Origin of the sequence: Pseudophaeobacter flagellatus, assembly GCF_021228235.1 — a bacterium.
Classification (GTDB): domain Bacteria; phylum Pseudomonadota; class Alphaproteobacteria; order Rhodobacterales; family Rhodobacteraceae; genus Pseudophaeobacter; species Pseudophaeobacter flagellatus.
In genome coordinates, this window is record NZ_JAJQRG010000013.1 from 60,209 (window position 1) to 82,050 (window position 21,842).

Annotated in this window: 20 protein-coding genes and 2 pseudogenes; 7 read left to right on the top strand and 15 right to left on the bottom strand. The window is 60.3% G+C overall.

Annotated elements, in window-relative coordinates; genetic code table 11:
* The first annotated feature begins 30 nt into the window (after positions 1-30).
* Positions 31-411 (top strand): hypothetical protein, encoded by a 381-nt coding sequence (locus tag LRK71_RS18940; protein WP_232405522.1) that lies wholly within the window; start codon positions 31-33, stop codon positions 409-411.
* 423 nt (positions 412-834) lie between these two features.
* Here the strand turns inward: LRK71_RS18940 and LRK71_RS18945 are convergent.
* Positions 835-966: pseudogene (locus LRK71_RS18945) on the bottom strand (IS3 family transposase); the annotation flags it as partial.
* Positions 967-1,304: 338 nt separating this feature from the next.
* Here LRK71_RS18945 and LRK71_RS18950 point away from each other — a divergent pair.
* Positions 1,305-1,442, top strand: a pseudogene (locus LRK71_RS18950) (IS5/IS1182 family transposase); the annotation flags it as partial.
* Positions 1,443-1,534: 92 nt separating this feature from the next.
* On the opposite strand, the gene LRK71_RS18955 reads toward LRK71_RS18950, so the two are convergent.
* The 8 genes from LRK71_RS18955 to LRK71_RS18990 all read right to left on the bottom strand — a co-directional run bounded on the left by LRK71_RS18955 (position 1,535) and on the right by LRK71_RS18990 (position 10,550).
* Positions 1,535-1,918, bottom strand: a complete 384-nt coding sequence (locus LRK71_RS18955; RefSeq protein WP_232405523.1) for a hypothetical protein — start codon at positions 1,916-1,918, stop codon at positions 1,535-1,537.
* A 269-nt stretch (positions 1,919-2,187) separates the two neighbouring features.
* On the bottom strand, positions 2,188-3,585 hold the full coding sequence (locus tag LRK71_RS18960; RefSeq protein ID WP_232405524.1) for a M20 family metallopeptidase: 1,398 nt from the start codon (positions 3,583-3,585) through the stop codon (positions 2,188-2,190).
* Positions 3,582-5,147 carry a gamma-glutamyltransferase family protein gene (locus LRK71_RS18965; protein ID WP_232405525.1) on the bottom strand — a complete coding sequence of 522 codons (1,566 nt, stop codon included), beginning with the start codon at positions 5,145-5,147 and terminating at the stop codon, positions 3,582-3,584. The genes LRK71_RS18960 and LRK71_RS18965 overlap by 4 nt, the downstream gene beginning before the upstream one ends.
* Positions 5,144-6,127 (bottom strand): ABC transporter ATP-binding protein, encoded by a 984-nt coding sequence (locus tag LRK71_RS18970; protein ID WP_232405526.1) that lies wholly within the window; start codon positions 6,125-6,127, stop codon positions 5,144-5,146. Before LRK71_RS18970 ends, LRK71_RS18965 begins: the two co-directional genes overlap by 4 nt.
* Positions 6,124-7,119: an ABC transporter ATP-binding protein gene (locus tag LRK71_RS18975; RefSeq protein WP_232405527.1), complete on the bottom strand. Its 996-nt coding sequence runs from the start codon at positions 7,117-7,119 to the stop codon at positions 6,124-6,126. The genes LRK71_RS18970 and LRK71_RS18975 overlap by 4 nt, the downstream gene beginning before the upstream one ends.
* Positions 7,119-8,015 carry an ABC transporter permease gene (locus LRK71_RS18980; protein ID WP_232405528.1) on the bottom strand — a complete coding sequence of 299 codons (897 nt, stop codon included), beginning with the start codon at positions 8,013-8,015 and terminating at the stop codon, positions 7,119-7,121. The genes LRK71_RS18975 and LRK71_RS18980 overlap by 1 nt, the downstream gene beginning before the upstream one ends.
* Position 8,016: 1 nt before the next feature.
* Positions 8,017-8,934, bottom strand: coding sequence for an ABC transporter permease (locus tag LRK71_RS18985; RefSeq protein WP_232405529.1), 918 nt, complete (start codon positions 8,932-8,934; stop codon positions 8,017-8,019).
* A 95-nt stretch (positions 8,935-9,029) separates the two neighbouring features.
* The gene (locus LRK71_RS18990; protein WP_232405530.1) at positions 9,030-10,550 is read right to left on the bottom strand and encodes an ABC transporter substrate-binding protein; all 1,521 of its coding nucleotides are present in this window, start codon (positions 10,548-10,550) and stop codon (positions 9,030-9,032) included.
* Between the two features lie 144 nt (positions 10,551-10,694).
* Here LRK71_RS18990 and LRK71_RS18995 point away from each other — a divergent pair, with 144 nt between their 5' ends.
* Complete coding sequence (locus LRK71_RS18995; RefSeq protein WP_232405531.1) at positions 10,695-11,456, top strand: IclR family transcriptional regulator; 762 nt, start codon at positions 10,695-10,697, stop codon at positions 11,454-11,456.
* Positions 11,457-11,468: 12 nt separating this feature from the next.
* Here LRK71_RS18995 and LRK71_RS19000 read toward each other — a convergent pair whose 3' ends face one another.
* From LRK71_RS19000 to LRK71_RS19025, 6 genes are read right to left on the bottom strand one after another with little or no spacing between them, the layout of a single operon-like run.
* Positions 11,469-11,933: a phosphatase domain-containing protein gene (locus LRK71_RS19000; RefSeq protein ID WP_232405532.1), complete on the bottom strand. Its 465-nt coding sequence runs from the start codon at positions 11,931-11,933 to the stop codon at positions 11,469-11,471.
* Positions 11,923-12,486: a histidine phosphatase family protein gene (locus LRK71_RS19005; RefSeq protein WP_232405533.1), complete on the bottom strand. Its 564-nt coding sequence runs from the start codon at positions 12,484-12,486 to the stop codon at positions 11,923-11,925. Before LRK71_RS19005 ends, LRK71_RS19000 begins: the two co-directional genes overlap by 11 nt.
* Positions 12,483-13,553, bottom strand: a complete 1,071-nt coding sequence (locus tag LRK71_RS19010; protein WP_232405534.1) for an MBL fold metallo-hydrolase — start codon at positions 13,551-13,553, stop codon at positions 12,483-12,485. Before LRK71_RS19010 ends, LRK71_RS19005 begins: the two co-directional genes overlap by 4 nt.
* Positions 13,554-14,597 (bottom strand): ABC transporter ATP-binding protein, encoded by a 1,044-nt coding sequence (locus LRK71_RS19015; RefSeq protein WP_232405535.1) that lies wholly within the window; start codon positions 14,595-14,597, stop codon positions 13,554-13,556.
* On the bottom strand, positions 14,585-16,288 hold the full coding sequence (locus tag LRK71_RS19020; RefSeq protein ID WP_232405536.1) for an ABC transporter permease: 1,704 nt from the start codon (positions 16,286-16,288) through the stop codon (positions 14,585-14,587). The genes LRK71_RS19015 and LRK71_RS19020 overlap by 13 nt, the downstream gene beginning before the upstream one ends.
* The gene (locus LRK71_RS19025) at positions 16,288-17,256 is read right to left on the bottom strand and encodes an ABC transporter substrate-binding protein (RefSeq protein ID WP_232405537.1); all 969 of its coding nucleotides are present in this window, start codon (positions 17,254-17,256) and stop codon (positions 16,288-16,290) included. The genes LRK71_RS19020 and LRK71_RS19025 overlap by 1 nt, the downstream gene beginning before the upstream one ends.
* A 169-nt stretch (positions 17,257-17,425) precedes the next feature.
* On the opposite strand from LRK71_RS19025, the gene LRK71_RS19030 reads away from it, so the two are divergent.
* From LRK71_RS19030 to LRK71_RS19045, 4 genes are all read left to right on the top strand, one after another.
* Positions 17,426-18,211 carry a DeoR/GlpR family DNA-binding transcription regulator gene (locus LRK71_RS19030; RefSeq protein WP_232405538.1) on the top strand — a complete coding sequence of 262 codons (786 nt, stop codon included), beginning with the start codon at positions 17,426-17,428 and terminating at the stop codon, positions 18,209-18,211.
* Positions 18,212-18,407: 196 nt separating this feature from the next.
* Positions 18,408-19,856 carry a methyl-accepting chemotaxis protein gene (locus tag LRK71_RS19035; protein ID WP_232405539.1) on the top strand — a complete coding sequence of 483 codons (1,449 nt, stop codon included), beginning with the start codon at positions 18,408-18,410 and terminating at the stop codon, positions 19,854-19,856.
* 231 nt (positions 19,857-20,087) lie between these two features.
* On the top strand, positions 20,088-20,822 hold the full coding sequence (locus tag LRK71_RS19040) for a 5-oxoprolinase subunit B family protein (RefSeq protein WP_232405540.1): 735 nt from the start codon (positions 20,088-20,090) through the stop codon (positions 20,820-20,822).
* Complete coding sequence (locus tag LRK71_RS19045; RefSeq protein WP_232405541.1) at positions 20,819-21,835, top strand: 5-oxoprolinase subunit C family protein; 1,017 nt, start codon at positions 20,819-20,821, stop codon at positions 21,833-21,835. Before LRK71_RS19040 ends, LRK71_RS19045 begins: the two co-directional genes overlap by 4 nt.
* The last annotated feature ends 7 nt before the right edge of the window (positions 21,836-21,842 follow it).

The following is a 21,842-nucleotide window of genomic DNA, read 5'->3' on the forward strand; positions in this document are numbered from 1 at the left end:
CTTCGATGTTAGCGAAGGAGGGGTGGAAACATGTTGCATAAAAAGGGCAACTCGTTTCATCGAGACTGCCATGGGCGCGTTTCTGCGTCAGAATATCGGCAAGCCATCAGCGCAGCGCTCACACAAGAACTCGGCGGTGCAGGCAGTGCGGCGAAAGTCGCGATCGGCTGGACTGGAGCGAGTGAACGAACAGCCAAGAACTGGATTTCAGGTTCGTATGGTCCGACAGCGGAGCATCTGATCGAGTTAATGAGAAATTCAGATACGGTGCTTGCGGTCGTATTGGGATTGGCGGGGCGAGAAGAAGCCATGACGACCGAACGCCTTAAACGTGTTCGTGCAGAGCTGGCGGCGGTTTTGAGCAACTTGGATGCGATCTGCGAGGCAGATGACAACGACACAGCGTCTTGAGAGCAAGTTTTGGACCCCACAAGTTACCCGTGATACTGGGAAGAACCGCGCCTACTGGTTGGAGGCGAGGGCATACGACAAGCCAGAAGTTCGCGAGGCTTCTCGGTTTGGGTCAGAAATGCTTGACGTTTGGGTCAGAATTGAATGACGCGATTTGCCCATTTCTTGAGGTTTTGGCTGCCGATTGAGTCAAAGGTTCGTGGCGTTCCACACTTTTTTTCTGAGACGACACATGGTTCTGCCTTTTGCGACAGAATATTACCTTTGCGCCGCATAGCTTTGCCTTCGGCCACATGGTGACGTTGACCATGTTTCCCTTTTCAAAACGGGTTTTGAGCGAAGCCCTTCAGGGCGCGCGTCTCTAAAACCTGCTCCCGGCGAGGGTTGGAGGTAGCAACCGCAATACAATTGATGGGGTTGGTGCACCGTCATCGGCTTCCTCGTGCCCTGGGCGCGCTTCCGGCCTTGCAGCCTTTCCTCGCGGTAGATGCGCCTGAGCTTCTTGTGGTTTACCTCAAAGCCTTCGCGTCGGACCATCACGAGGATGCGACGGTACGCACCACAAAATCCTCGTTCAATAGTTTCTCAAAAACCTGAACTGAAAGCATATCCACCTTTTTGCGGCTCTTTTGCCTTTTGCCCAGCCTAGCACAGTCCTGCCTAAACAAGAATATAGAGAAACATGTAACACATTGATTTTACTATTAGATAATAGATGCAAGCCACCCTCGAACCGGGGTGTTGCATATGGGAGCGAGGCGGATACCCTGATGGAAACCTGAAGCCTATACTTGGCGTATGCCGACACAGGTGATATTGGCGCGGTCGTATTTACCTCTAGTTGACAGGGCCCCTTTCGGGACAGTGCTGCGCAAACCACTGTCGGCCAGTGGATGAACCGCCTGAAATCCCCCGGCGTGCGGGTCATGTCACGTGATCCCGAGCGTCAGATTGCCGAAATCCACATCCGTATCGCCATCATGAACCGCGCCTCGGCCATTGGACGGGCCGAGATCGAAGCGCCGGCCTGACGCAACGGGGGGGGGGAAGGAGTAGATCAGCCTGCGCGCTGAATGGTGTAACATCGCCGGTCAGATGACTGCCCCCGCAGGCGGACGTTCCCTCAGACGAAACGTCGCTCCACAACGCGCCAGTAGAAAAGAAAAAAGGTCAACGACGCAAAGATTACAGAAAAATAGACCGGTGAGACAAACCCCGGAAATAGAATAAACGCGACCAGAGATATCAAAGCCATAGAGGTCACGAACGCAACCTTCGGACCCAGGATGCAAAACAGGAAAATCAAGCTCAAACCAACAAGGCTCAGGGATATCCAGACATAATGCATGGTTATTCCCAGACCCACTCCGCGTGGTTTACCCCATATCGTAAGCGATACATCATTGATCACCGCCAGAAAAAGACAGTGGAAGAGTGGCAGCGCGGTAATCTTGAGCATGAAATTTGGCAATAGCGGGCCTCTATCCGGTTCCCCAATGATGCGCATTTTGCATCTAGGGCTGTCAACCTTTTCGATCAAAATGGAACGGCGGGAAAGACCGCATCCCGTTGATACGGAAGCAGTTTCATGCTGCAGCCAACATGATCGCCAGCTTTTGGTCGCGGCCGCGCGGTGAAATTAAAGGCGTTGATTAGGGGCCAGGGGGGCAAAGGGGGCCTAGTTTGCGGCGCGGGTCTTTTGCTGAATACGCTGGTGGATCTATCTAGCCCCCGCAGGCCATGGGATGTGACGCGCGGGGGCTAGGGGCCTTTGGCCTATCGGGTGCGGGCTGGCACCGGTTTGGCGCCAACATCCCAGAACACCCCTGCCATAACCTTTAGCGCATCCCGGCACAGTGGCTTTAGTACGTGTTCGTTTGGCGCATGTTGTGAACAGCCCCGGTAGGAATGCGGCACCCAGATGGTTGGCAGCTCCAGGATATCGGTAAAGCTGTCGTTGGGCAGCGATCCTGCGAGGTTCGGAAGCACGTGCAGCGCGCCAGCGGTTTCGCGGATTGAATCGCCTACGAACTGCGCCCAGGGGTGCGCTGGATCCAGCCGGGTGGCGGAAAAAAAGCCGCGATCATGGGCGCAGATTTGCACCCGTTCAAAGCCGTTTGCATCCAGATGGCGGCGCAGGGCAGGGATCACCTCTTCTGGGTCAGTGCCCACGACAAAGCGCAGCTGGCAGGTGGCGCGGGCCCAGCCGGAAATCGCATTGACCGGGGCCTCTGGCACGCCCGAGACCATGGCCAGAACGGTAAAGCTGTTCCAGCCAAAGACACGTTCCGCCGGGGTCAGGTCCTGCTCGCCCCAGTTTGGGTCCACCTGCGGGCCATCGCCGCCTGCGACGGGCAGGTCGCGCAGTGCAGCGCGCACGCTGTCTGTCAGGCTGTCGGGCCGCCACTCGGGGACCTTGATCTGGCCCCGCACATCGGTGATGCAGGCCAGCGCATGAGACAGGATCATCGCCGGGTCGGCCAGCAACCCGCCCCAGTTACCAGAATGATGCGCGCCTTCGTGGGTTTCCACCAGCAGATCAAAGGTGGTGCCGCCGCGCGACCCCATGAACATTGTCGGCACCTCGGGCTGCAGGCGCGGCCCGTCCGAGGCGATCAACACATCCGCCGTGAGCCGGTCCTTGTAGCTGTGGAACACCTCGGGCAGGCCGACAGAGCCGACTTCTTCGCTCATCTCCAGCACAATACGGGTGTTGAACCCAAGGCTGCCGCGCGTGGCGATCACCGCTTCGAGCGCAGCGATATTGATCAGGTGCTGGCCTTTGTTATCAGCGGTGCCGCGTCCATAGAGACGGTCGCCTTCCTCGACGATTTCCCAGGGCTCCAGCCCCTCGCGCCACATGCCTTCCTGGCCGCGCACAGTGTCGCCATGGCCGTAGGTCAGGATGGTCGGCAGGTCCTCGCCCTCCACCCGTTCTCCCAGCAGCAGCGGGCCTCCCTTTGGGTCCGGGTTGTTGATGATCTCGCAGGTAAAGCCGAGGGCTTGCAGGCGCGGCAGCATGGCCTCTTGCAGGTAGCTCAGCGATTCGGCGCGCGCCTCGTCAGCGGGGTTCTGGCTCTCGCTGCGGTAGGAAACCAGCTTGGCCAGGTCGGACTGGAAGGTGCCGGCCTCAAAATAGTCAGTCACATGAGAGATGGCGGCGTCACGGGTCATTGTTGGTCCTCGAGAACTGCGTCACCCCAGGGTGACATGATTTCAGTGCATCCACTGTTGGTTTCGCCATCGCGCATGACCCCGGCGGGGCAGGCAAAGGCATAGGGAAGAACGGTGCGCCGGGTGGTCTGCACTGGCATGACATCCGACAGGGCATTCAGTACTTCTGGCGGCAGGGTTTCATCTGCAACGGCGGTGGCGCCGCCCGATACGTCGATGCGCGGGGCGTGAAAGGCGGTTGCTATATCCATTTCCCGATCCGTCAGGAAAGAGGCCAGCTGGGACACGGCCGAAACGATCTTGCGCCCACCAGAGGCCCCAAGCGCAAAGCGGCGCGTGCCGGATTGGCCAAGCGTCGGGCAGACATTCATCAGGCAGGCCTTGTTGGGCGCCAGCGAGTTGGGCTTGCCCTGTTCCGGGTCGAACCACATGATGCCATTGTTCATCAACAACCCGGTAGAAGGCGACACCACGCGGCTGCCAAAAATGGACAGCAGGGTCTGGGTATTGGCGACCATATTACCGGCCCGGTCGACAATAGAAAAATGCGTGGTACAGCCGGGCGCTTTGGCTACCTCGCCGCTGTCGCCCATGCTGGAAACCCGCTCTGCATAGGCCGTTTTCAGGGCGCGGGCATAGGCGGGAAAGGCCTGAGCCGGGGAGCTGAGGTCGCTTTCGGCCAGCTGCTGCATGACGCGGGCAAAGGTCGGGCCGGCGGTCAGCCCCGGCATCACATGGAACAGCGCATCGCGGTAGGGCACTGGCTGCGCCGCCCCCGTCCAGGCGCGGTATTCGGCCAGGTCCTGCGCCGAGAGGCTGCCGCCCTTGGCCTGCACATCCTGGGCCAGGGCCTGGGCCAGATCGCCTTCGTAAAAGGCGCGCGCACCGCCCCGGGCCAGAGCCTCTAGCGTGTCGGCCATGGCCGATTGGTCCAGCCGGTTGTCGGGAATGGCGGTCCAGCCAGAGCCCTTGGGCCAGGTGCCATCATCCAGAAACATTGCGGCGGCATCCGGGTCTTTCGCCAGATTGCGCGCTGACGAGGCAATCAGCAAGGCGGCGTACCAATCCACCAGCAGACCTTCGCGGGCATGGGCAATCGCCGGGGCCAGCAGTTCTGCCCAGGGCATCTTGCCCCAGCGCATATGGGCCTGACCAATCCCATCAACGGTGCCCGGCACCGCAATGGCTGCCGCGCCCTCGACATTGCGATCCTCGACCACCCGCTCCCAGGGGAAGAGATCGCTTGCCTTGCCTTCACCTGACAGGGGATAGTCGTCTACCTTAAGCGCCTTGGGGGAGCGCATGCCAAAGTTGATGGCCACCGCTTCGCCGGTATCGGCGCGCCAGTGCACCGCTGCACCACCGCCAGCCGGGCCGCTCATCCAGGGTTCCAGCACGCCGATCGCAAAAGAGGTTGCCACGGCTGCATCTACCGCATCGCCACCGGCGCGCAGCACCTCGGCACCGGCCTCGGCGGCCTGGCGGTGCTGGGCCGCGACCACGCCGCCTGCGGTTTCAATGACATGTTTGCGGGTCTCTTGGGTCTGTGACAGCGCGCTCATGCCGCATCCTTTTCATACATCGGGCTGTCCGGATCATGCAGGTGGCACTCGACCCGGCCTGTCTCGTTCTCCAGTGGCCGGGGGGCGGTTGTTTTGCAATGCGCGGTGGCAAGCGGGCAGCGCGGGTGAAAGGCGCAGCCCGACGGCGGGTCGATCGGATTGGGATAGGCCGTGCCTAGCGCGGTTTCCGGCACGCCCTGGCTTGGGTCCGGGGTCAGCACAGAATTCAGCAGCGCCTTGGTGTAGGGGTGGCGTGGGCGCTCAAACAGCTCGGCCACCGGGGCTTCCTCGACGATCCGGCCCAGGTACATCACCGCCACGCGCGTTGCCAGATGTTCCACCACCGCCAAGTCATGCGAGATAAAGAGATAGGTCAGGCCGAATTCGCGCCGCAGGTCGCCCAGCAGGTTGAGGATCTGGCTCTGTACCGAGACATCAAGCGCCGAGGTCGGTTCGTCGCAGATGACGATTTCCGGTTTCATCACCAAGGCGCGGGCGATGGCAACGCGCTGGCGCTGACCGCCGGACATCTGGCTGGGGTAGGTGTTTATCACCCGTTGCGGCAGACCAACCACGTCAAGCATATCCTTCACCGCCTTGCGCTGGCTGGTGCTGTCACCGATGCCATGCACCCGCAACGGCAGCGAGATCAGATCGTAGATCGATTTGCGCGGGTTGAGCGAGGAATAGGGATCCTGAAAGATCGGCTGCAGCCGTCCGGCCAGAGCACGCCGATCCAGATCCTGCATGGCGGTACCTTCGAACAGCACATTCCCGTCGGTTGGCTGTTCAAGCCCCAGCAACAGCTTGGCCAGGGTGGACTTGCCACAACCGGATTCGCCGACCAGGCCCAGCACTTCGCCCTTGCGTAGGGTCAGATTGACATCGTTCACGGCTGTCAGCGGTTTGCGCTTGCCAAACAGGCCCTGCTTGACGGTATAGGTCTTTTTCACCCCGTTGAGGGTCAGGATCGCGCTCATGCGAATTCTCCTTCTTCGGACAGGGCGCCATCATCATAGACGCAGCGAAAGCCATGGCTGGGGGTGCCATACTGCGGGATCTCGGCCCGGCATTCGGCGCGCGCATGCGGGCAGCGGGTACGAAAGACACAGCCCGAGACTTCGCCGATCAGCGAGGGCACAACGCCGGGAATGGTCCCCAGAGGCGCGCCGCGTTCGGTCTTGCCCGGTTGCGGAATGCAGCGCAGCAGGCCGCGGGTATAGGGATGGCTGGGGGTGGCAAAGACCTCTTGGGCCGGGCCGGTTTCCACCAACTCGCCGGCATACATCACGGCGACCTTGTCAGCGACCCGTGCGACCACGCCCAGATCATGGGTGATCAGGATCATCGCCATGTTCATCTCGCGGGTCAGATCAACCAAAAGCCGCAGGATCTGCGCTTGAATGGTGACATCCAGTGCGGTGGTGGGTTCATCCGCAATCAGCAGATCTGGTTCGCACATCAGCGCCAGCGCGATCATCACCCGTTGCCGCAGACCACCCGAAAGCTGATGCGGATATTGCGACAGGCGGCTTTCGGCAGCGGTGATGCCGACCTTTTCCAGCAGCTCGACAGCGCGGGCACGAGCCACCGATTTGCTGACCTTGCGGTGCAGAAGTAGCGTTTCGGTCAGCTGATCGCCGATCGTATAGGCCGGGTTGAGCGAGGTCATCGGTTCCTGAAAGATCATCGCAATGCGGTTGCCGCGCAGATCGCGCATCACCCGGCGATTGGCCGCCAGCAGGTCGATGCCATCAAAGCGCATCTCGTCGGCCGAGCGGGCAATGGATTTGCCCAACAGCCCCATCAGCGCCAGAGAGGTCAGCGATTTGCCTGATCCGCTCTCGCCGACGATGGACAGGGTTTCCCCCCGGTGCAGGTCAAAATCAATGCCGCGCACCGCATGCAGCGTACCGCTGCCGGTTGGAATGGTCAGGTTCAGGTTCTTTACGGATAGCAATGGGGTGGTCATCAGCTTCTCCCTTCCGGCGAGGTGACATCACGCAGCCCGTCGCCCATCAGATTGATCGCCAGCACCAGCACAAACAGCACAGCGCCAGGGATCAGGACCAGCCAGGGTTCAAACAGCATCATGTTCTTGCCCTCAGAGACCATAAGCCCCCAGGACGGCGTGGGGGGCTGGACGCCGAGGCCAAGGAAGCTGAGCGCCGCCTCAAGCAGAATGGCATGGGCCATTTCCAGGGTGATCACCACGATCAGGTTGTTGAAAATATTCGGCATGATTTCGGTCAGCAGGATGCGCGGCGTCGAGGCACCAATCACCTGGGCTGCAGCCACGTAATCACGGCGACTGACCTGCAGTGTCGAGGCGCGCATCACCACGGCAAAGCGATCCCAGAGCAGCAGCCCCAGAACGCAGATTACAACCGTCAGGGATCCGCCAAGGATCGCCACCACCGCCAAGGCCACCAGCACAACCGGCATGGCCAGGCGCACATTGATGAGGAAGGTCACAACCGCATCGACCTTGCCGCCGAAATAGCCGGCGGCAACGCCCATCGCGGTGCCGATCACGCCAGAGATCAGCGCGGCCACCGCGCCGATCAGCAGCGAGACGCGGGCGCCATAAATCAGCCGCGACAGGTAGTCCCGGCCAAGGTGGTCGGTGCCCAGCGGATGTTCCCAGGTGCCGCCCATAAAGACCGGTGGGACCATTCGGTTCATCAAGCTCTGGGCATAGGGATCATGCGGCGCCAGCACTGGCGCGAGGATCGCAACCAGTACCAAGAGGCCAACCACGGCCATGCCAAACAACAGCCCCTTGTGGCCCAGGGCGCGGGTTTTCAGCATTTGACGGGGCGATGGTCCCTGGATTTCTTGCAAGAGTGGATCTGGGGCGTTGCTCATATCAGGCGCTCCGCATTCTTGGGTCCAGCCAGGCGTTCAGCACGTCGGCAAGGAAGGTGAAGATGATATAGAACATCGAAAAGACCAGGATCAGTGCCTGCACCGTAGGCAGATCGTTGCGGGCAATGCTTTCCCAGGCCAGGAAACCGGCGCCATGCAGGGCAAAGACGCTTTCTACAACGATAGAGCCGCCCAGCATGAAGCCCATCTGAACCGCAGCCAGGCTAACCACTGGAATGATGGCATTGCGCAGTGCGTGCTTGAACAAGACGCGCGTTTCGCCGGCACCCTTGGCCCGCGCCGTGCGGATGAAATCGGACTCAAGCACATCCAGCATACCGGCGCGCGTCAGGCGCATGATGGCAGGCATGGCATAGTAGCCCAGCACAATGGTTGGCATTACGAAATGGCGCCAGGTTGACGCGCCAGAGGGGGGCAGCCAGCCAAGTTGAATGGCCAGAACCACGATCAGGATCAGGCCAAACCAGAAAGAAGGCATCGCCTGGCCCGCAACCGACAGAAACAGCGCCAGCCGGTCGATGATAGAGTTGGGCCGAATGGCGGCCGCAACCCCCAGTGGCACCGCTGTCAGCAGCGCAAACAGGATGCCACAAAGCCCCAGAAGCATGGTTACCTGCAGCCGATCTGCAATCAGGCTCGCCACTGGCAGCTTGAAATAGTAGCTCTCGCCAAAATCTCCACGCAGGGCCGAAAACAGCCATTCGCCATATTGCACCAGCATCGGGCGATCAAAGCCGTAAAGCCGCCGGATGGCCTCAATGTCTTCGCCGCTGGCGGTTTCACCTGCAAGCGCGGCTGCCGGATCACCGGACAGAAAGAGAAGGGAGAAGCTGATAAAGCTGACGGTGATGGCAACCAGCACCGCCAGGCCCAGACGTTTCAGAATAAAGGTGAGCATGAATGTCCTTTCGCACCGGGCGCGGGACCCAGGCGTTGCGGGGGTAGACTGTCGGGAAGGGTGGGTGAGAGGCGGGGCCTCTCACCCTGATAGGATTAGTTCCAGGTCATATCCACGAAGCGCAGCACTTCGTCTGGGGTCGGCGTGTAGGCGACCTGATCTGTGAACACATAGTTGGTGTTATAGGTGAACATCGGGGCCCAGAAGGCCTCGTCGGTGATTTTTTCCAGCGCTTTAGAATAGTATTCTATGCGCTCATCCGGGTTCGTCGAGCTGTCCGCTACATCCAGCCAATCGCGTACTTCGTCGTCGCGGGTGCTGTCCAGAGAACCATGCTTGAAGAACTGGCTGACCATGGCAGAGGCATCGTTGATCGAGTAGCTGCCCCAGGTCTGGAACGACAGTGGCACCTTACCGTCCATGTTCAGTTCACGCAGGGCGGAATACTGCAGCATCTTGAAGTCGGTCTTGATGCCGACGTTGTTCAGATAGGAGGAAATCGCCTCGGCGTACTGACGGTCACGATAGGCATAAAACGCGGTCTCAAACCCATCAGGATAACCTGCTTCTGCCAGCAGTTCCTTGGCTTTTTCCGGGTTGAATTCATACTCGGTCACGTCCTGAACACAGCCGAATTGGCTGGGGAAACAGGGCGTGTAGACCACCTTGGAGGAACCCTGAAGTAGCGCGTCGACCAGCTCTTGCCGGTTGATGGCGTGGTTCACCGCTTGGCGCACCAGCTTATTGGTGAAAGGGTTGTCGCCAGAGCGACCGGCGCTGTCCATCTGCAGATAACCGACGCGCATCGTCGATTCATTGGCGACGGTGAACTGCCCCATCTGGCCCAGTTTTGCGGCCTGGTCGGCAGGTACCTGCCAGATCAGATCCAGCGAGCCAGAGAAGAGTTCCGCCATCTGGGTGTTCACATCGGGAATGGTGCGAATGTCGATATTGGCGATTTCGGGCTGGCCCTTGGGGCTGTCGTGATAAGCGCTGTTGGCCTCCAGCTTGAAATGCTGCCCAGGGACAACTTCGGTCACCCGGTAGGGACCGGTGCCAACAGGTTTCAGCCCCATGCCGGATGCGCCGACTTCGGCGTAGTATTCGTTGGGATACATGGAAACAGGGCCAGACAGAAATTCGATCGCCGCCGGGAATTTCTTCTTCAACTTGATGCGTACGGTGTAGTCATCAACCTTTTCGGCGGATTCCATCCAGTTGACATTGCGCTGTGTCTTTACGCCGTTTTCTTCCTTGGCGACAAAGTTGACGGTGAAGACGACGTCATCGGCATTGAAAGGCTCGCCGTTGTGAAAGGTGACGCCTTCGCGCAGTTTGAATTCCAGCGTGGTGTCGTCAATCCATTCCCAGCTGGTGGCCAGGTTGCCGACATATTCGTTGGTTTCTGGGTTGCGATAGATCAGCCCATCCCAGACCGCGCGCTGCATCACAACGCCTTCGCGCGAAGAATTGAAATAGCTGTCGATGTTCTCCAGCTCTTTGGTGAAGGCCACGTTCAGCGTGCCCGAGGCTTCGTCAGCTACGGCAGGCATGGCGACACTCGCCAGCAGCGTGGCGGCGATCAAAGCAGCACGAGGAGATGTCTTTCTAAGCATGGTATTTCCCTGTTGCATAATTTTAAGTATCACTATTTGATACTAAGAGTTGTTATTTAATCATCATAACCAAATGATACGGATACAGGTCAAGCCCGTAGGTGCCAAAAAAATGACCGGTGGCGATATCAGTGGAGGCATCGCATGGAAAAAAAGCAGGATAGCTTATACGTTAGTACCCTCGCACGGGGGTTACAGATTTTGCGCGCCTTCGACGAATCGCACATATCGCTGTCGCTTGCGGAACTTGTGGCGCGCACCGGGCTAGAGCGCAGCGCAGTGCAGCGCATGGCGCATACGCTACATCTGGAAGGCATGCTTGACCGGGATGAAAAGACCCGTCGCTTTCGCCCGAGCCACGCTTGGCTAGAGCTTGCCTATGCCTACTATTGGTCTGATCCGCTGATCGCGCGGGCGTTGCCCAAGCTGATCGAGTTTAGCCGTGCCATGGGCGAGACGGTCAATCTGGCGCAGATCTCGGGGGATCACATTCTGTATTCCCTGCGGCTTCCCAATCAGCGGACCCATTTCGAGGCAAGCATCGTTGGTCGGCGGGTTCCGGCGCTGAACACTGCCTCTGGCCGGGTGATCATGGCAACCTGGCCAGAGCATGAGATGCGCGAAGCCTGCGCCACCTGGCCGCTGAGGCAAGGCACACCAAAGACGCTATTGGACCGCGACAAGATCCTGCAGGGCATAGAAACAGCGCGGGAGGATGGCTATTGCCTGACCCGTGATCAGATGTTGCTGAATGAAATCAGCCTGGCGGTGCCGGTGATTGGCAAGGACGGGCCTGCGCAGGCCGCCGTTCAGGTGTCGCTCTCTGGGGTGTCGTTTGACGAGGAGCAGGTCATCCGCAAGGTCCTGCCGGTTTTGCTCGACAGTGCGGCGGGTATTCTCGGCTGATACGGCCGCCTGCTAAAATTCTCCAGGGGCACATTGCAGGCAGATTAGTCCCTCTTGGCGCCAGGTCTCGACCACGCAGCTTCGGTCATCGACGACAATCCAGGGCTCAAACCCATCTGCCCGCATTCTCTTCAGCAGTGCGCGTTTCACCTCTGGGTCGCTGGCGCTATCTTGTGCCTGTGGACGCAGGTAGATCGCATCAAAGCCAAGCCCGTTTTGGTGCAGCCAGGCCTCGGTATAGGTCGACCAACCCTCTGGTCGACCAGAGCAGATCACGATGGTTTCGCCGCCCTCTTTGAGGCGACGCAATAGCTGCGCCACCGGTGCGATGACCTCGGCGCTGGCCATAGCGTCATGAAAGGCATCCCAGTTTTTGACCGGCCCATGCACGAGGTGCCCCAGGCGATCCGCATCAAAATGCGCAAGGGTTCCGTCGACGTCAAAGACGACGCAGGGTTGGGTGGTATCATCGGTCATGTGTCATCTCTGTATGAAGTGTTTCGTGATGCTGGCGGTCGCGCCAGACAAAATGCACCGGCGCGGCATTGGCCGGGCGCGTGCCCACAGAGGGCTGACCTGCAAGCAGGCGGGCGGCGCGGATGGTGCCCGAATGGCAGATCATCACCGGCAGATGATCCCCTGCGCGTTCGCAGCACTCGGTTATGGCGGCGCCGACACGGGCGATCATCGCCGCCCAGTCTTCGCCCGCCAGGGGCTGGCCGTCCCGCGGTGGCAGCAGGTGCAGCGGCTGGCCCTCAAACAGGCCCCAATCCCGTTCGCGCAGGCCCGCATGGATATGATAGGCGCGACCGGGAAAGCCGAGGGAGCAGGTCTCGCGGGCGCGCTGCATCGGGCTGGCGAACAGTGCAGAGGGCAGGGGCCAGGCGCTGCGTTGTAGCGATTTTGCCTGATCGCGCCCCTTGTCTGTTAGGGAAACCTCTAGCCGTCCGGCGATAATGCCATCGCGGTTGGCCGTGGTCTCGCCGTGACGAATGAGGCAAAAGGATTTTCGCGGTAGCGGGTAGGTCACAGGGGAATACTCTCGTGCATGAAGACCTCGGCCCCCAGCGCCTCTTCGACCAGATAGTCCTCTGGGAAGGGGCAAAAGGCCGGCGCAAAGCGTTTTGCCTGCAACCGCTGCAGCATCTTGATCTGGTCACCCAGGGGGGGGTGCACATTCCAGCGTTGGAAATAGCCGCCGGGTACGGCGCAGATACCGCGGGCATGGGCTGTCATATGGCCGGTGAAAACAACATGCGCATCGCGCCCCAGTCGCCCGCCTTCGCGCCAGGCACGGGCATAGGCCCAGGCGGCGCCACCATCGGCATTAGGGGTGTCACAGATCAAAAAGCGCGCCTCGGCGCTGTCGGCGCGATCAAGCAGCGGAGCGATCTCTTGCGCCAGGGGGCTAAGCCCGGCATGTGTCAGTGCGCTGCGCAGTGCGCTGCGGCATTCCGGATCAAGGATCACGGCCTGCAGGCCAAAGCGGCGCACCAGATGCAGGGCCATTTCGCCGGCGCGGCCAGAGGGCGGCACTGGCAGCAGGATCTGACCGGGCAGCTGATCCAGCAGCGCGTCCAGCGCCACAAAACGATCACGCTGGCTGATACTGTCCAGATGATAGGAACAATCCAGGATGGCGGTCGCCGCAGGGGGCGGCGTATCAAAGGCAAACCAGTCGGATTCTTCTGACCAGTCGCCGGAATAGAACAGCCCCTCGCCAATGTCGAAATGCATCCAGACGCCGCCCAGGGCATGGCCATTGCGCCCGGTGGTCAGGCGGATGCCATCAATCTCGCAGCTGCCCTGTTCCGGCAGGTAGTGTACCTGGGCGGCCGGCGGCAGAGCCAATGCTGTCTGCTTGGTTGCATAGATTGGCAATCCGGCCTCAACCGCATAGGCGGCCCCACCGATATGGTCGATGTGGTCATGGGTGATAAACACGGCATCGGCCCCCACCAGCCAGGCGGGATCAAAATGCGCGTTTGCTTCGGGGCCATGGCCGCAATCCAGCAGCCAGCGCTTGCCCATCACGTCCAATTGCATGCAGGCTGGGCCTTTGTCCCCGATGCCAGACAAAACTCTGATAGTATTCATTTATGCCTCTGAAAATGCCCAGGGAGCACTCAGGGTGAGCCCCAGTTGCGCGCCTTCGGTGAAACGTTCACGGGTTTCGGCCAGCAGCAGATCGCCGTTTGGTGTTTGCAGGTTCAGGCGGTAGCGACCGCCAAGATAGGTGCTGCGCGCGACCCGTGCGCGCAGATCGCCGCTTTCGCAGATGGTGATGTTTTCCGGCCGCAGGCAGAGCAGATTTGGTGCCTCTGCATCCGTGTGCACCGCGACCTGGGTGCCGCCAAAATGGGCCTTGGTTTCCTCGGGTCCATGCGACAGCGCGTCAATTGGCAATACGGTGCCATCGCCAACAAACCCGGCGACAAAGCGGCTGCGTGGACGGTTGTAAAGGGCTTCCGGGGTGTCGAACTGGGCAATTTTCCCCTCTGACATCACCGCAATCCGGTCTGCCATGGCCATGGCCTCTGCTTGGTCGTGGGTCACATAGATCATGGTGGCCCGGGTTCGGGCGTGGAAATCGGAAAACACCGTCTGCATAGAGGCGCGCAGGGCCACATCAAGGTTGGCGAGGGGTTCATCCAGCAGCACGGCATCGGGGTCAGAGACCAGACAGCGCGCCAGGGCCACACGCTGGCGCTGTCCGCCGGACAGCTCGGAAGGCATGCGCTCGCCATATTGGGTCAGACCGGTTGTCGCCAGCGCTGCCTCGGTTTGCTGTGCCTGGGCGGCTTTGGACAGGCCGCGCACCTCTAGCGGGTAGGACACATTGCGGCGCACGGTCATATGCGGCCAGAGCGCATAGGACTGAAACACAAAGCCGATGTTGCGCGCCTCGGGCGGCACCGCGCGGCCCGTGGCGGCATTTGAGACCTCGCGATTGCCAATAGAGATGGCACCCTGGGTGGGGGTTTCGAATCCGGCCAGCAGGCGTAGCAGGGTGGATTTTCCGCAGCCCGACGGCCCCAGAAGCGCGACGAATTCACCGTCCCTTACGCTCGCGGTGACGGAAGACAGGGCCACGGCCCCGTCAAAGTGTTTGGCAACGCCGGACAGATTTATGTCTGCCATGGGACAACTCCTTTTGGTAGGTGGCGCGCAGCAAGCTGGATCGCGCCCATGAGCGCCATCACCACCACAACAATGGTCATGGCCAGAGCAGAGGCCATGACGGTTTCTCCGCTGTCATCAAGATTGAAGATCATCACGCCGAGAGTTTCCGTGCCGGAGGACCACAGCAGCGCCGAGACGGTCAGCTCGTTAAACGCGGTCAGGAACACCAGGATCGCACCCGCCGCCGCCGCCGGAGCCGTGAGCGGTAGGATGATTGTGCGCAGGCGTTGAAAAAAGGATGCGCCAACAGATTGCGCCGCCTCGTTCATTGCTGGGTCCAGCTGGCGAATGCTGGCTTGAATAGGGCGGAACATGATGGTCATGAACCGGGCAAGATAGGCCAGAAAGATGATCCAGATGGTGCCATAGGGGGTCGCATCAGTGAAGGGCAGGTTGATCAGTAAAAGGATCATGGCGATCGCCAGCACCACGCCGGGTAGGGCATAGGGCAGATCAATCAGACCGTCGAACAGCCGCCCCAATCGGGTTGGGCTGCGTTCCATTAGCCAGGCCAGGGGCAGGCAGATCACGATCAGCACCAGTGCCGCGCCAATAGAGAGCGAAAAGGAATTCACAAAGGCCCGCGTGGTTGCGGGTTGGCGAAACAGGGCCTCGTGCCAGGACGCGAGGGTGATCGTGTCGGGGCGCAGCGCGACGCCATAGGCTGGCACAAGCGACGTCGCCAGCAGCCCCAGCATCGGCAGAACCAGGATGGCACCGACGATCAGCCACAGCGAAATCTCGACCGGCAGGCGGGCCCGCCCCAGCGGTATTGCCAATGGTCGCGCGGTAGAGCCAACCAGATGCACCTTTTGGCGGGACTGGAAAAACCGCTGCAACAGGATGCCACAGATCGCCACACAGCCTATCAGCATCGCCAGCACCGCGACCTCTGCCAGGACGGTCGTGCCAAGCCCTGCGAGCTTTTGATAGATCAATGTGGGCAGGGTCACATAGCCCGCCGGAATGCCCAGCATGGCGGGAATGCCAAAGTTCCCCAGCGCCGTGACAAAGGTGATTGCGATACCGGCTGCCAGGCTTGGCAGGCACAGGGGCAGGATGATTTGCCACCAGACGCGCAGCCCCTTGGCACCGCTGATCCGGGCCGCCTCTACCGCTTCTTGGGGCAGGGAGCGCAGGCCGGCGCGCAGGGTCAGAAAAATGATCGAGCTATGCTGGACACCCAGCAACAGAATGATGCCCTGCGCCGAATAGAGCGGTTGCGGCGCGCCCAGCGGCGGTGCCAGACCCAGGGTTTGCAGCAAGACCGAAGAAGGCCCCATGATCTGGGTCCAGGACAGGGCGGTGATCTGCGGCGGGATCATCATCGGGATCATCAGGCAAAACACCAAGGTCGCCTTGGCGCGCAGATCGGTCAGCGCCACCAAAAAGGCAAAGGCGCTGCCAATCAGCACCGACACCAGGGTCCCCAGCCCGGCGGTGATCAGCGAATGCATCAAGGCCTGCTGGGTCGAGGGCTGCGCCATGATGTCGGTGATCAGGCCCAGGCTGGGCTGCCCCTCTATCAGAACACCTTCGGCAAACAGCCGCAGCACTGGCGTCAGGGTCAGGGCAATCGCAAGCAATAGAATGAGTGAAAGCAGCTGATCCTCGGACCGGCTGCCTCCGTTTGTTTTGCGCAATAGCATTAGTCGGCGCCAAAGACATCGGCGAATTTCGCCTTGTTTGCCGCTGCGTTTGCCAGGGCCACAGCCGGGTCAAAATCCATCAGCTTGATATCTGCGCGGGCCGGAAAGCCTGCTGGGACACCCATATCGTTTCGGGCCGGAATATAGCCCATGTCCAGCACCAGATCCTGGCCTTGCTGACTAAGGACGAAATCGACAAATTTCTGCGCGCCTTCCAGGTTCTTGGCGGTGGACAGGATCGCAACCGGTTCGGTCACATAGGACACCCCTTCTTCGGGGAAGACGAACTCTACCGGAGAGCCCTTGGCCTTGTTGCGGATGGCCAGGAAATCAACAACCATGCCATAGGGTTTTTCGCCGGCAGCGACCGCTTTGAAGGTGCCGCCATTGCCGCCTTTGGCGCGGGCGTCATTTGCGGCCAGATCTGAATAGTACTCCCAGCCGAGGCTTGCATCATTGGTCAGCGTAGCAAGGTGGATCAGCGCGGCACCAGAGTAGAGCGGTGATGGCATGGCAACCTGGCCCTTCAACCCGGCCTCTTTCAGATCCGCCCATGAGGTTGGCGCAGTTGCAGCGCCAGTGTTGTAGACGATGCCGGTGGTGATCAGTTTGGTCGAGTGGTAAAACCCTTCGCTGCTATAAAGCGCGGGATCAAAGGCAGAAGCTTCGGGGGAGTGATAGGCGGTCAGCAGCCCCTCTTGCGCCATGCCTTCCAGGGTCACGGTATCGGCAATCATCAGGACATCCGGCTGCGGCTTGCCGGCCTCGATTTCTGCTCGCAGCCGCGCCATCAGCTTGGTCGTGCCATCACGCACCCACTCGACCTCGGTGCCGGGATTTGCGACCATAAAGGCATCCACGGTCTTTTGCGCATCCGCATTGGGCTGCGATGTGTAAATGGTCAGGGTTTCTGCAAAACTGGCCGAGGCAAGGCAGGCAAGGGCGGTGGCGGTCAGGATGGATTTCATCACGGGTCTCCTGGGTTCAGTCTTTCGAACGAAAGCTTTCGATGGCTGCCTTATTTCCCGGTAATGCAACGGTTGTGTGACAGTTTTATGTAATAATTATATATGTTTGCAGGAAAAGCTCCGGGCGGTATAGCCTGCGCTGAACTGGTCGAGTTTCGAAAGAAAACACATGACGCGTGAGGATCTGAACAGGCGACGTGACCGCATTATCGCGCTGCTGTTGCAGGCCGGGGAAATGTCTGCTGGCGCCCTGTCTGCCCGGCTGGGGGTTTCGGTGCAGACCATCCGCACCGATCTGCGCGCACTGGATCGGGCGGCCCTGGTACAGCGACGCAACGGGGCAGTGCATCTGCGTCAGCAATCAGAGAATATCGCCTATTCGCCCCGCGTAAGCATATCCCGCGTGGAAAAGCAGCAGATCGCTCTCGCGGTTAAGAACCTGGTGCGCGACGGTGCCCGTGTCGCGCTGGGCACGGGCACTACGGTTGAACACTGCGCACGCCTGCTGGCAACGCGCGAAAACCTATGCGTTGCGACCAACAGTATCCATGCGGTGATGGCCCTGCAGAATGCGCCAGGCGCGGTTGTGGAATTGGCAGGCGGCACAGTGCGCCTGCGTGATCTGGATCTGTTGGGCAGTGCCAGCACCGCGTTCTTCGCGCGCTTTCGCATGGATCAGGCGATCTTCAGTTGCGGCGGCCTGTCCGCCACGGGCGAGGTGCTGGACTACAACTCTGATGAACTCTTGACGCGGCGCGCGATTGCGGGTTGCGCAAAAGAGAAAATCCTGGTGGTCGACAGTGCCAAATTCGGGCGCGATCTGCCCTGCCAGATGCACCACGTCTGGGAGTATGACATTGTTGTACTGGGCGCTGATCCAGGGCCGTACATCCTGGAAAAATGCGCCCGGTATGGCTGTCGCGTTATCCATGCCGAAATGGGCTGCACGCTGTAAATCGATTGCCCCCTGGTCGAGCGCCCCCCCCCAACACACACAGTCAGCCTGGCGTCGCCCAGAGTTGCAATCTGCCAAAGTGCCGACCTGCGAGAACATGCCGAGATTGGGTGTTTCGCCCGGGATTAAGGGAAACGTAGGAGTCGCCCGGCTATCCAGCAGGCAGGTATTCAATAGAAAATTGCGGAGTTTGGCATTGTTTTTCAAGAGAAAGTCTCAAAATGAAAGTTCCAAAATCGAGACAGACAAGGTCATTTCTGATCTGATTGATCGCACTCAGGCCACCATTCAATTTGATCCCAAGGGGCATATATTGACCGCCAACAGTAACTTTCTTGCGGCGTTGGGATATCGTCTAGAGGAGATCAAGGGGCAAAATCACACGATGTTTGTTGATCCAGACCATGCCAAAAGTGCGGATTATGCCGCGTTCTGGAAAAGGTTGCTCAGTGGCGATGATATCACCGACCAGTTCCCTCGGGTGGCCAAAGATGGCTCTATCATCTGGATCCAGGCGACCTATGCCCCAATCTTTGATAGCGAGAACAATGTTGTCCGGGTGATTACGGTTGCCTCTGATGTGACAGCTCGGCGGCGCGGGCTGGCAGAAATTTCCGAGGGTTTGGAAGCCCTGCAACAGGGCGATCTGGTCTACCGTGTTGCCCTGTCGGAAATTCCAGACATCGGCGATTTGGGTCGCAGTTTCAATCAATCGGTGGAGCAGCTAAAGGCCACGGTTAGCAACGCCAAGGCGGTATGTACCGGGGTGGGGCGCACCGCAACCGATATCAGCCAGGCCTCTGGCGATCTGTCGCGCCGCACAGAAAGCCAGGCCGCGACACTGGAAGAAACCGCTGCCGCCCTGGATGAGCTGACAACCACGGTGCAATCATCGGCCAGCGGGGCGAAAAAGGTCGAAGATATCGTTGCCGAGGCGCAGAAAGTGGCCACTCACAGTGGCGTTGTCGTCAGTGAGGCAATCACCGCCATGTCCAAGATCGAAGGCTCTTCTGATGAGATTGCCAAGATCATCACGGTGATTGACGACATTGCCTTTCAGACCAACCTATTGGCCCTGAACGCTGGGGTCGAGGCCGCAAGGGCCGGCGAGGCAGGGCGCGGTTTTGCCGTTGTCGCCTCAGAGGTGCGCGGTCTGGCGCAACGCTCTGCCAGTGCCGCTGGAGAGATCAAGGATCTGATCACACAGAGTCAGCACCATGTGGGCTCTGGCGTGGATCTGGTTGGAAAAACCGGTCAGGAGTTGGAACAGATCATCAAAAGCGTTGGTACGATTTCTGTGCATATCGGTGATATTGCGCGCGGCGCAGCCGAGCAATCGGCCGCATTGGGTGAAATCAACACCGGGATGGTGCAGCTGGACGAAGTGACCCAGAAAAACGCTGCCATGGTCGAGGAAACAGCCGCCGTCAGCCAGACCCTGTCCAATGATGCCGGTCAGTTAACCCAGCAACTCGGGGCCTTCAGAACTAAGGGAGACGGCGCTGATATCGCCGGGGCGGGCGGTAACGTGATCCGGATGTCTGCCGCCTCTGCACGGGGCAAGCAGCCGAGGGCAGCGCAGGCGCCTGTGTCTGTTGGTGCTCCCACCGGGCAGAGCGACGGTTCCGGCTGGGAGGATTTCTGACCTGGTGACAGATCCTGCCTAGTCACTCTTTTCAACCTGACGCCCCTGGCCTGTTTCTATTGGGGGCGAGATGTCGCTTGCCGCTTCTGCTGAGATGCCATTTCCACATCAACCACCAAGCCCCATCGCGGTGGTTTGTATCGCTTTGGCAAAAGGCATATTGACAGCAGGCAGGCGCGCCGCAACCTTGGCGCCAAACAGGGTGGGAACAATAAGGTGAAACAGAGCGCGATGAAATTTCCGATCATTCGCACCGCCGGATTGGATGGGATGCTGGTGACATTTTCCGATGCGCTGAGCGAGGCTTCCAACCGTGCGACTCTGGCCTTTTGCGAGGCGTTGAAAGCCCGCGCCTGGCCCGGTGTGCAGGAGGTTTCGACCTCGCTGGCTTCGGTGTTTTTACGATTTGATGTCAATGCTCTGCGCCATGAGGCCCTGCAAGAGAAGCTTTGGGATCTGCTGAGCCAGCAGGACTGGCTGCAGGCACCGCTGCCGGGCGGGCGTCGGTTGTGGCAGGTGCCAACTGTCTTTGGCACTGAACTGGCGCCGCAATTGGGTGAGGCCGCCGATGCGGCAGGCCTAAGCGAAGCCCAGGCAATCGAGAGCCTGGGTACGGCGCGGGTGCGGGTCCTGACCATTGGCTTTGCTCCGGGGCAGCCCTATCTTGGCCCGCTTGGCGTGGAATGGAACCTGCCGCGCCAGACGGAACTGACGCCGCAGGTGCCCGTTGGCGCGCTGGTGCTGGCGATCAGCCAGTTGGTGCTCTTTGCCACAACGGCCCCGACGGGCTGGCGGCATGTGGGGCAGACCGGATTTCGCAGCTTTCAGCTGGAATCGCAGGATCCGATTGCGCTGCGCGCGGGGGATGAGATGATTTTCACCCCGGTTTCCAGATCTGACTATGATAGGTTCTGCGCAGAAGACAGCCGCTTTGGCGGGGCCAGCCGGGAGGAGATCCCAGCATGAGTGCTCTTAAGGTTCTTCGCATTGGTCCGCTTGTCTCGATCCAGGATCAGGGGCGACCGGGTCAATTGCAACAGGGGGTGTCGCGTGGTGGTGCGGCGGATCTCCTGGCTTTGGCAGAGGGCGCGGCGCTGCTGCGCCAATCTGCCGATTTGGCGGCGCTGGAAATGGCGGGCATGGGCGGGCTGTTCGAAGCTACCGGCCCATTGCGGATTGCCCTGACTGGCGCGCCGATGCAGGTCTGTCTGGATGGCGAGTTCCTGGCCTGGAACGCGTCGCATCAGATGCAGGCCGGGCAGCGGCTGGAGATTGGCGCGGCGCGGCGCGGGGTCTACGGCTATCTGCATCTTGGCGGTGGCATCGACAGCGCAGTGATGCTGGGCGCGCGGGCGGCACATCTGATGTCGGGCTTGGGGCGTACCGTTGCGGTGGACGACCTTTTGCCCTGTGGGCAGGACCAAGGCGGTGAGACTGGGCTGGGGCTGAGCGCAGAAGACCGCTTTCAGGGTGGGGATCTGCGTATCGTTGCGGGCTTTCAGTCCGATCTCTTTGCCAAAAAGGTGCGGGAGCGCTTTGCTGAAAGGGATTTCAGACGCGGATCCCGTGCCAATCGCATGGGGGTGGAACTGGTCTCTGACGGGGCGGGCTTTGCCGCCGAAGGACAGTTGAATATCCTGTCGGAAATCATTGTGCCGGGCGACGTGCAGATGACTGGCGATGGCAAGCCCTTTGTACTGCTACGTGAGGCGCAGACCACCGGCGGCTATCCCCGGATCGGCACCGTGCTGCCCTGCGATCTGCCGCGGGTCGCCCAGGCCCAGGCCGGCACAGAGCTGCGGTTCGACTGGGTGACGCTGGAAGAGGGGCTTGCGCTGCAGGCCAGGTACGATGCCCAGGTGAAATCCATTCCCGGTCGGTGCATGCCCCTGCTGCGGGATCCGGCGCTCATGCAGGATCTGCTTGCCTATCAACTGATCAGCGGTGCGGTTTCGGCCGATACCGACCCCTTTGCCTGAACGGAGA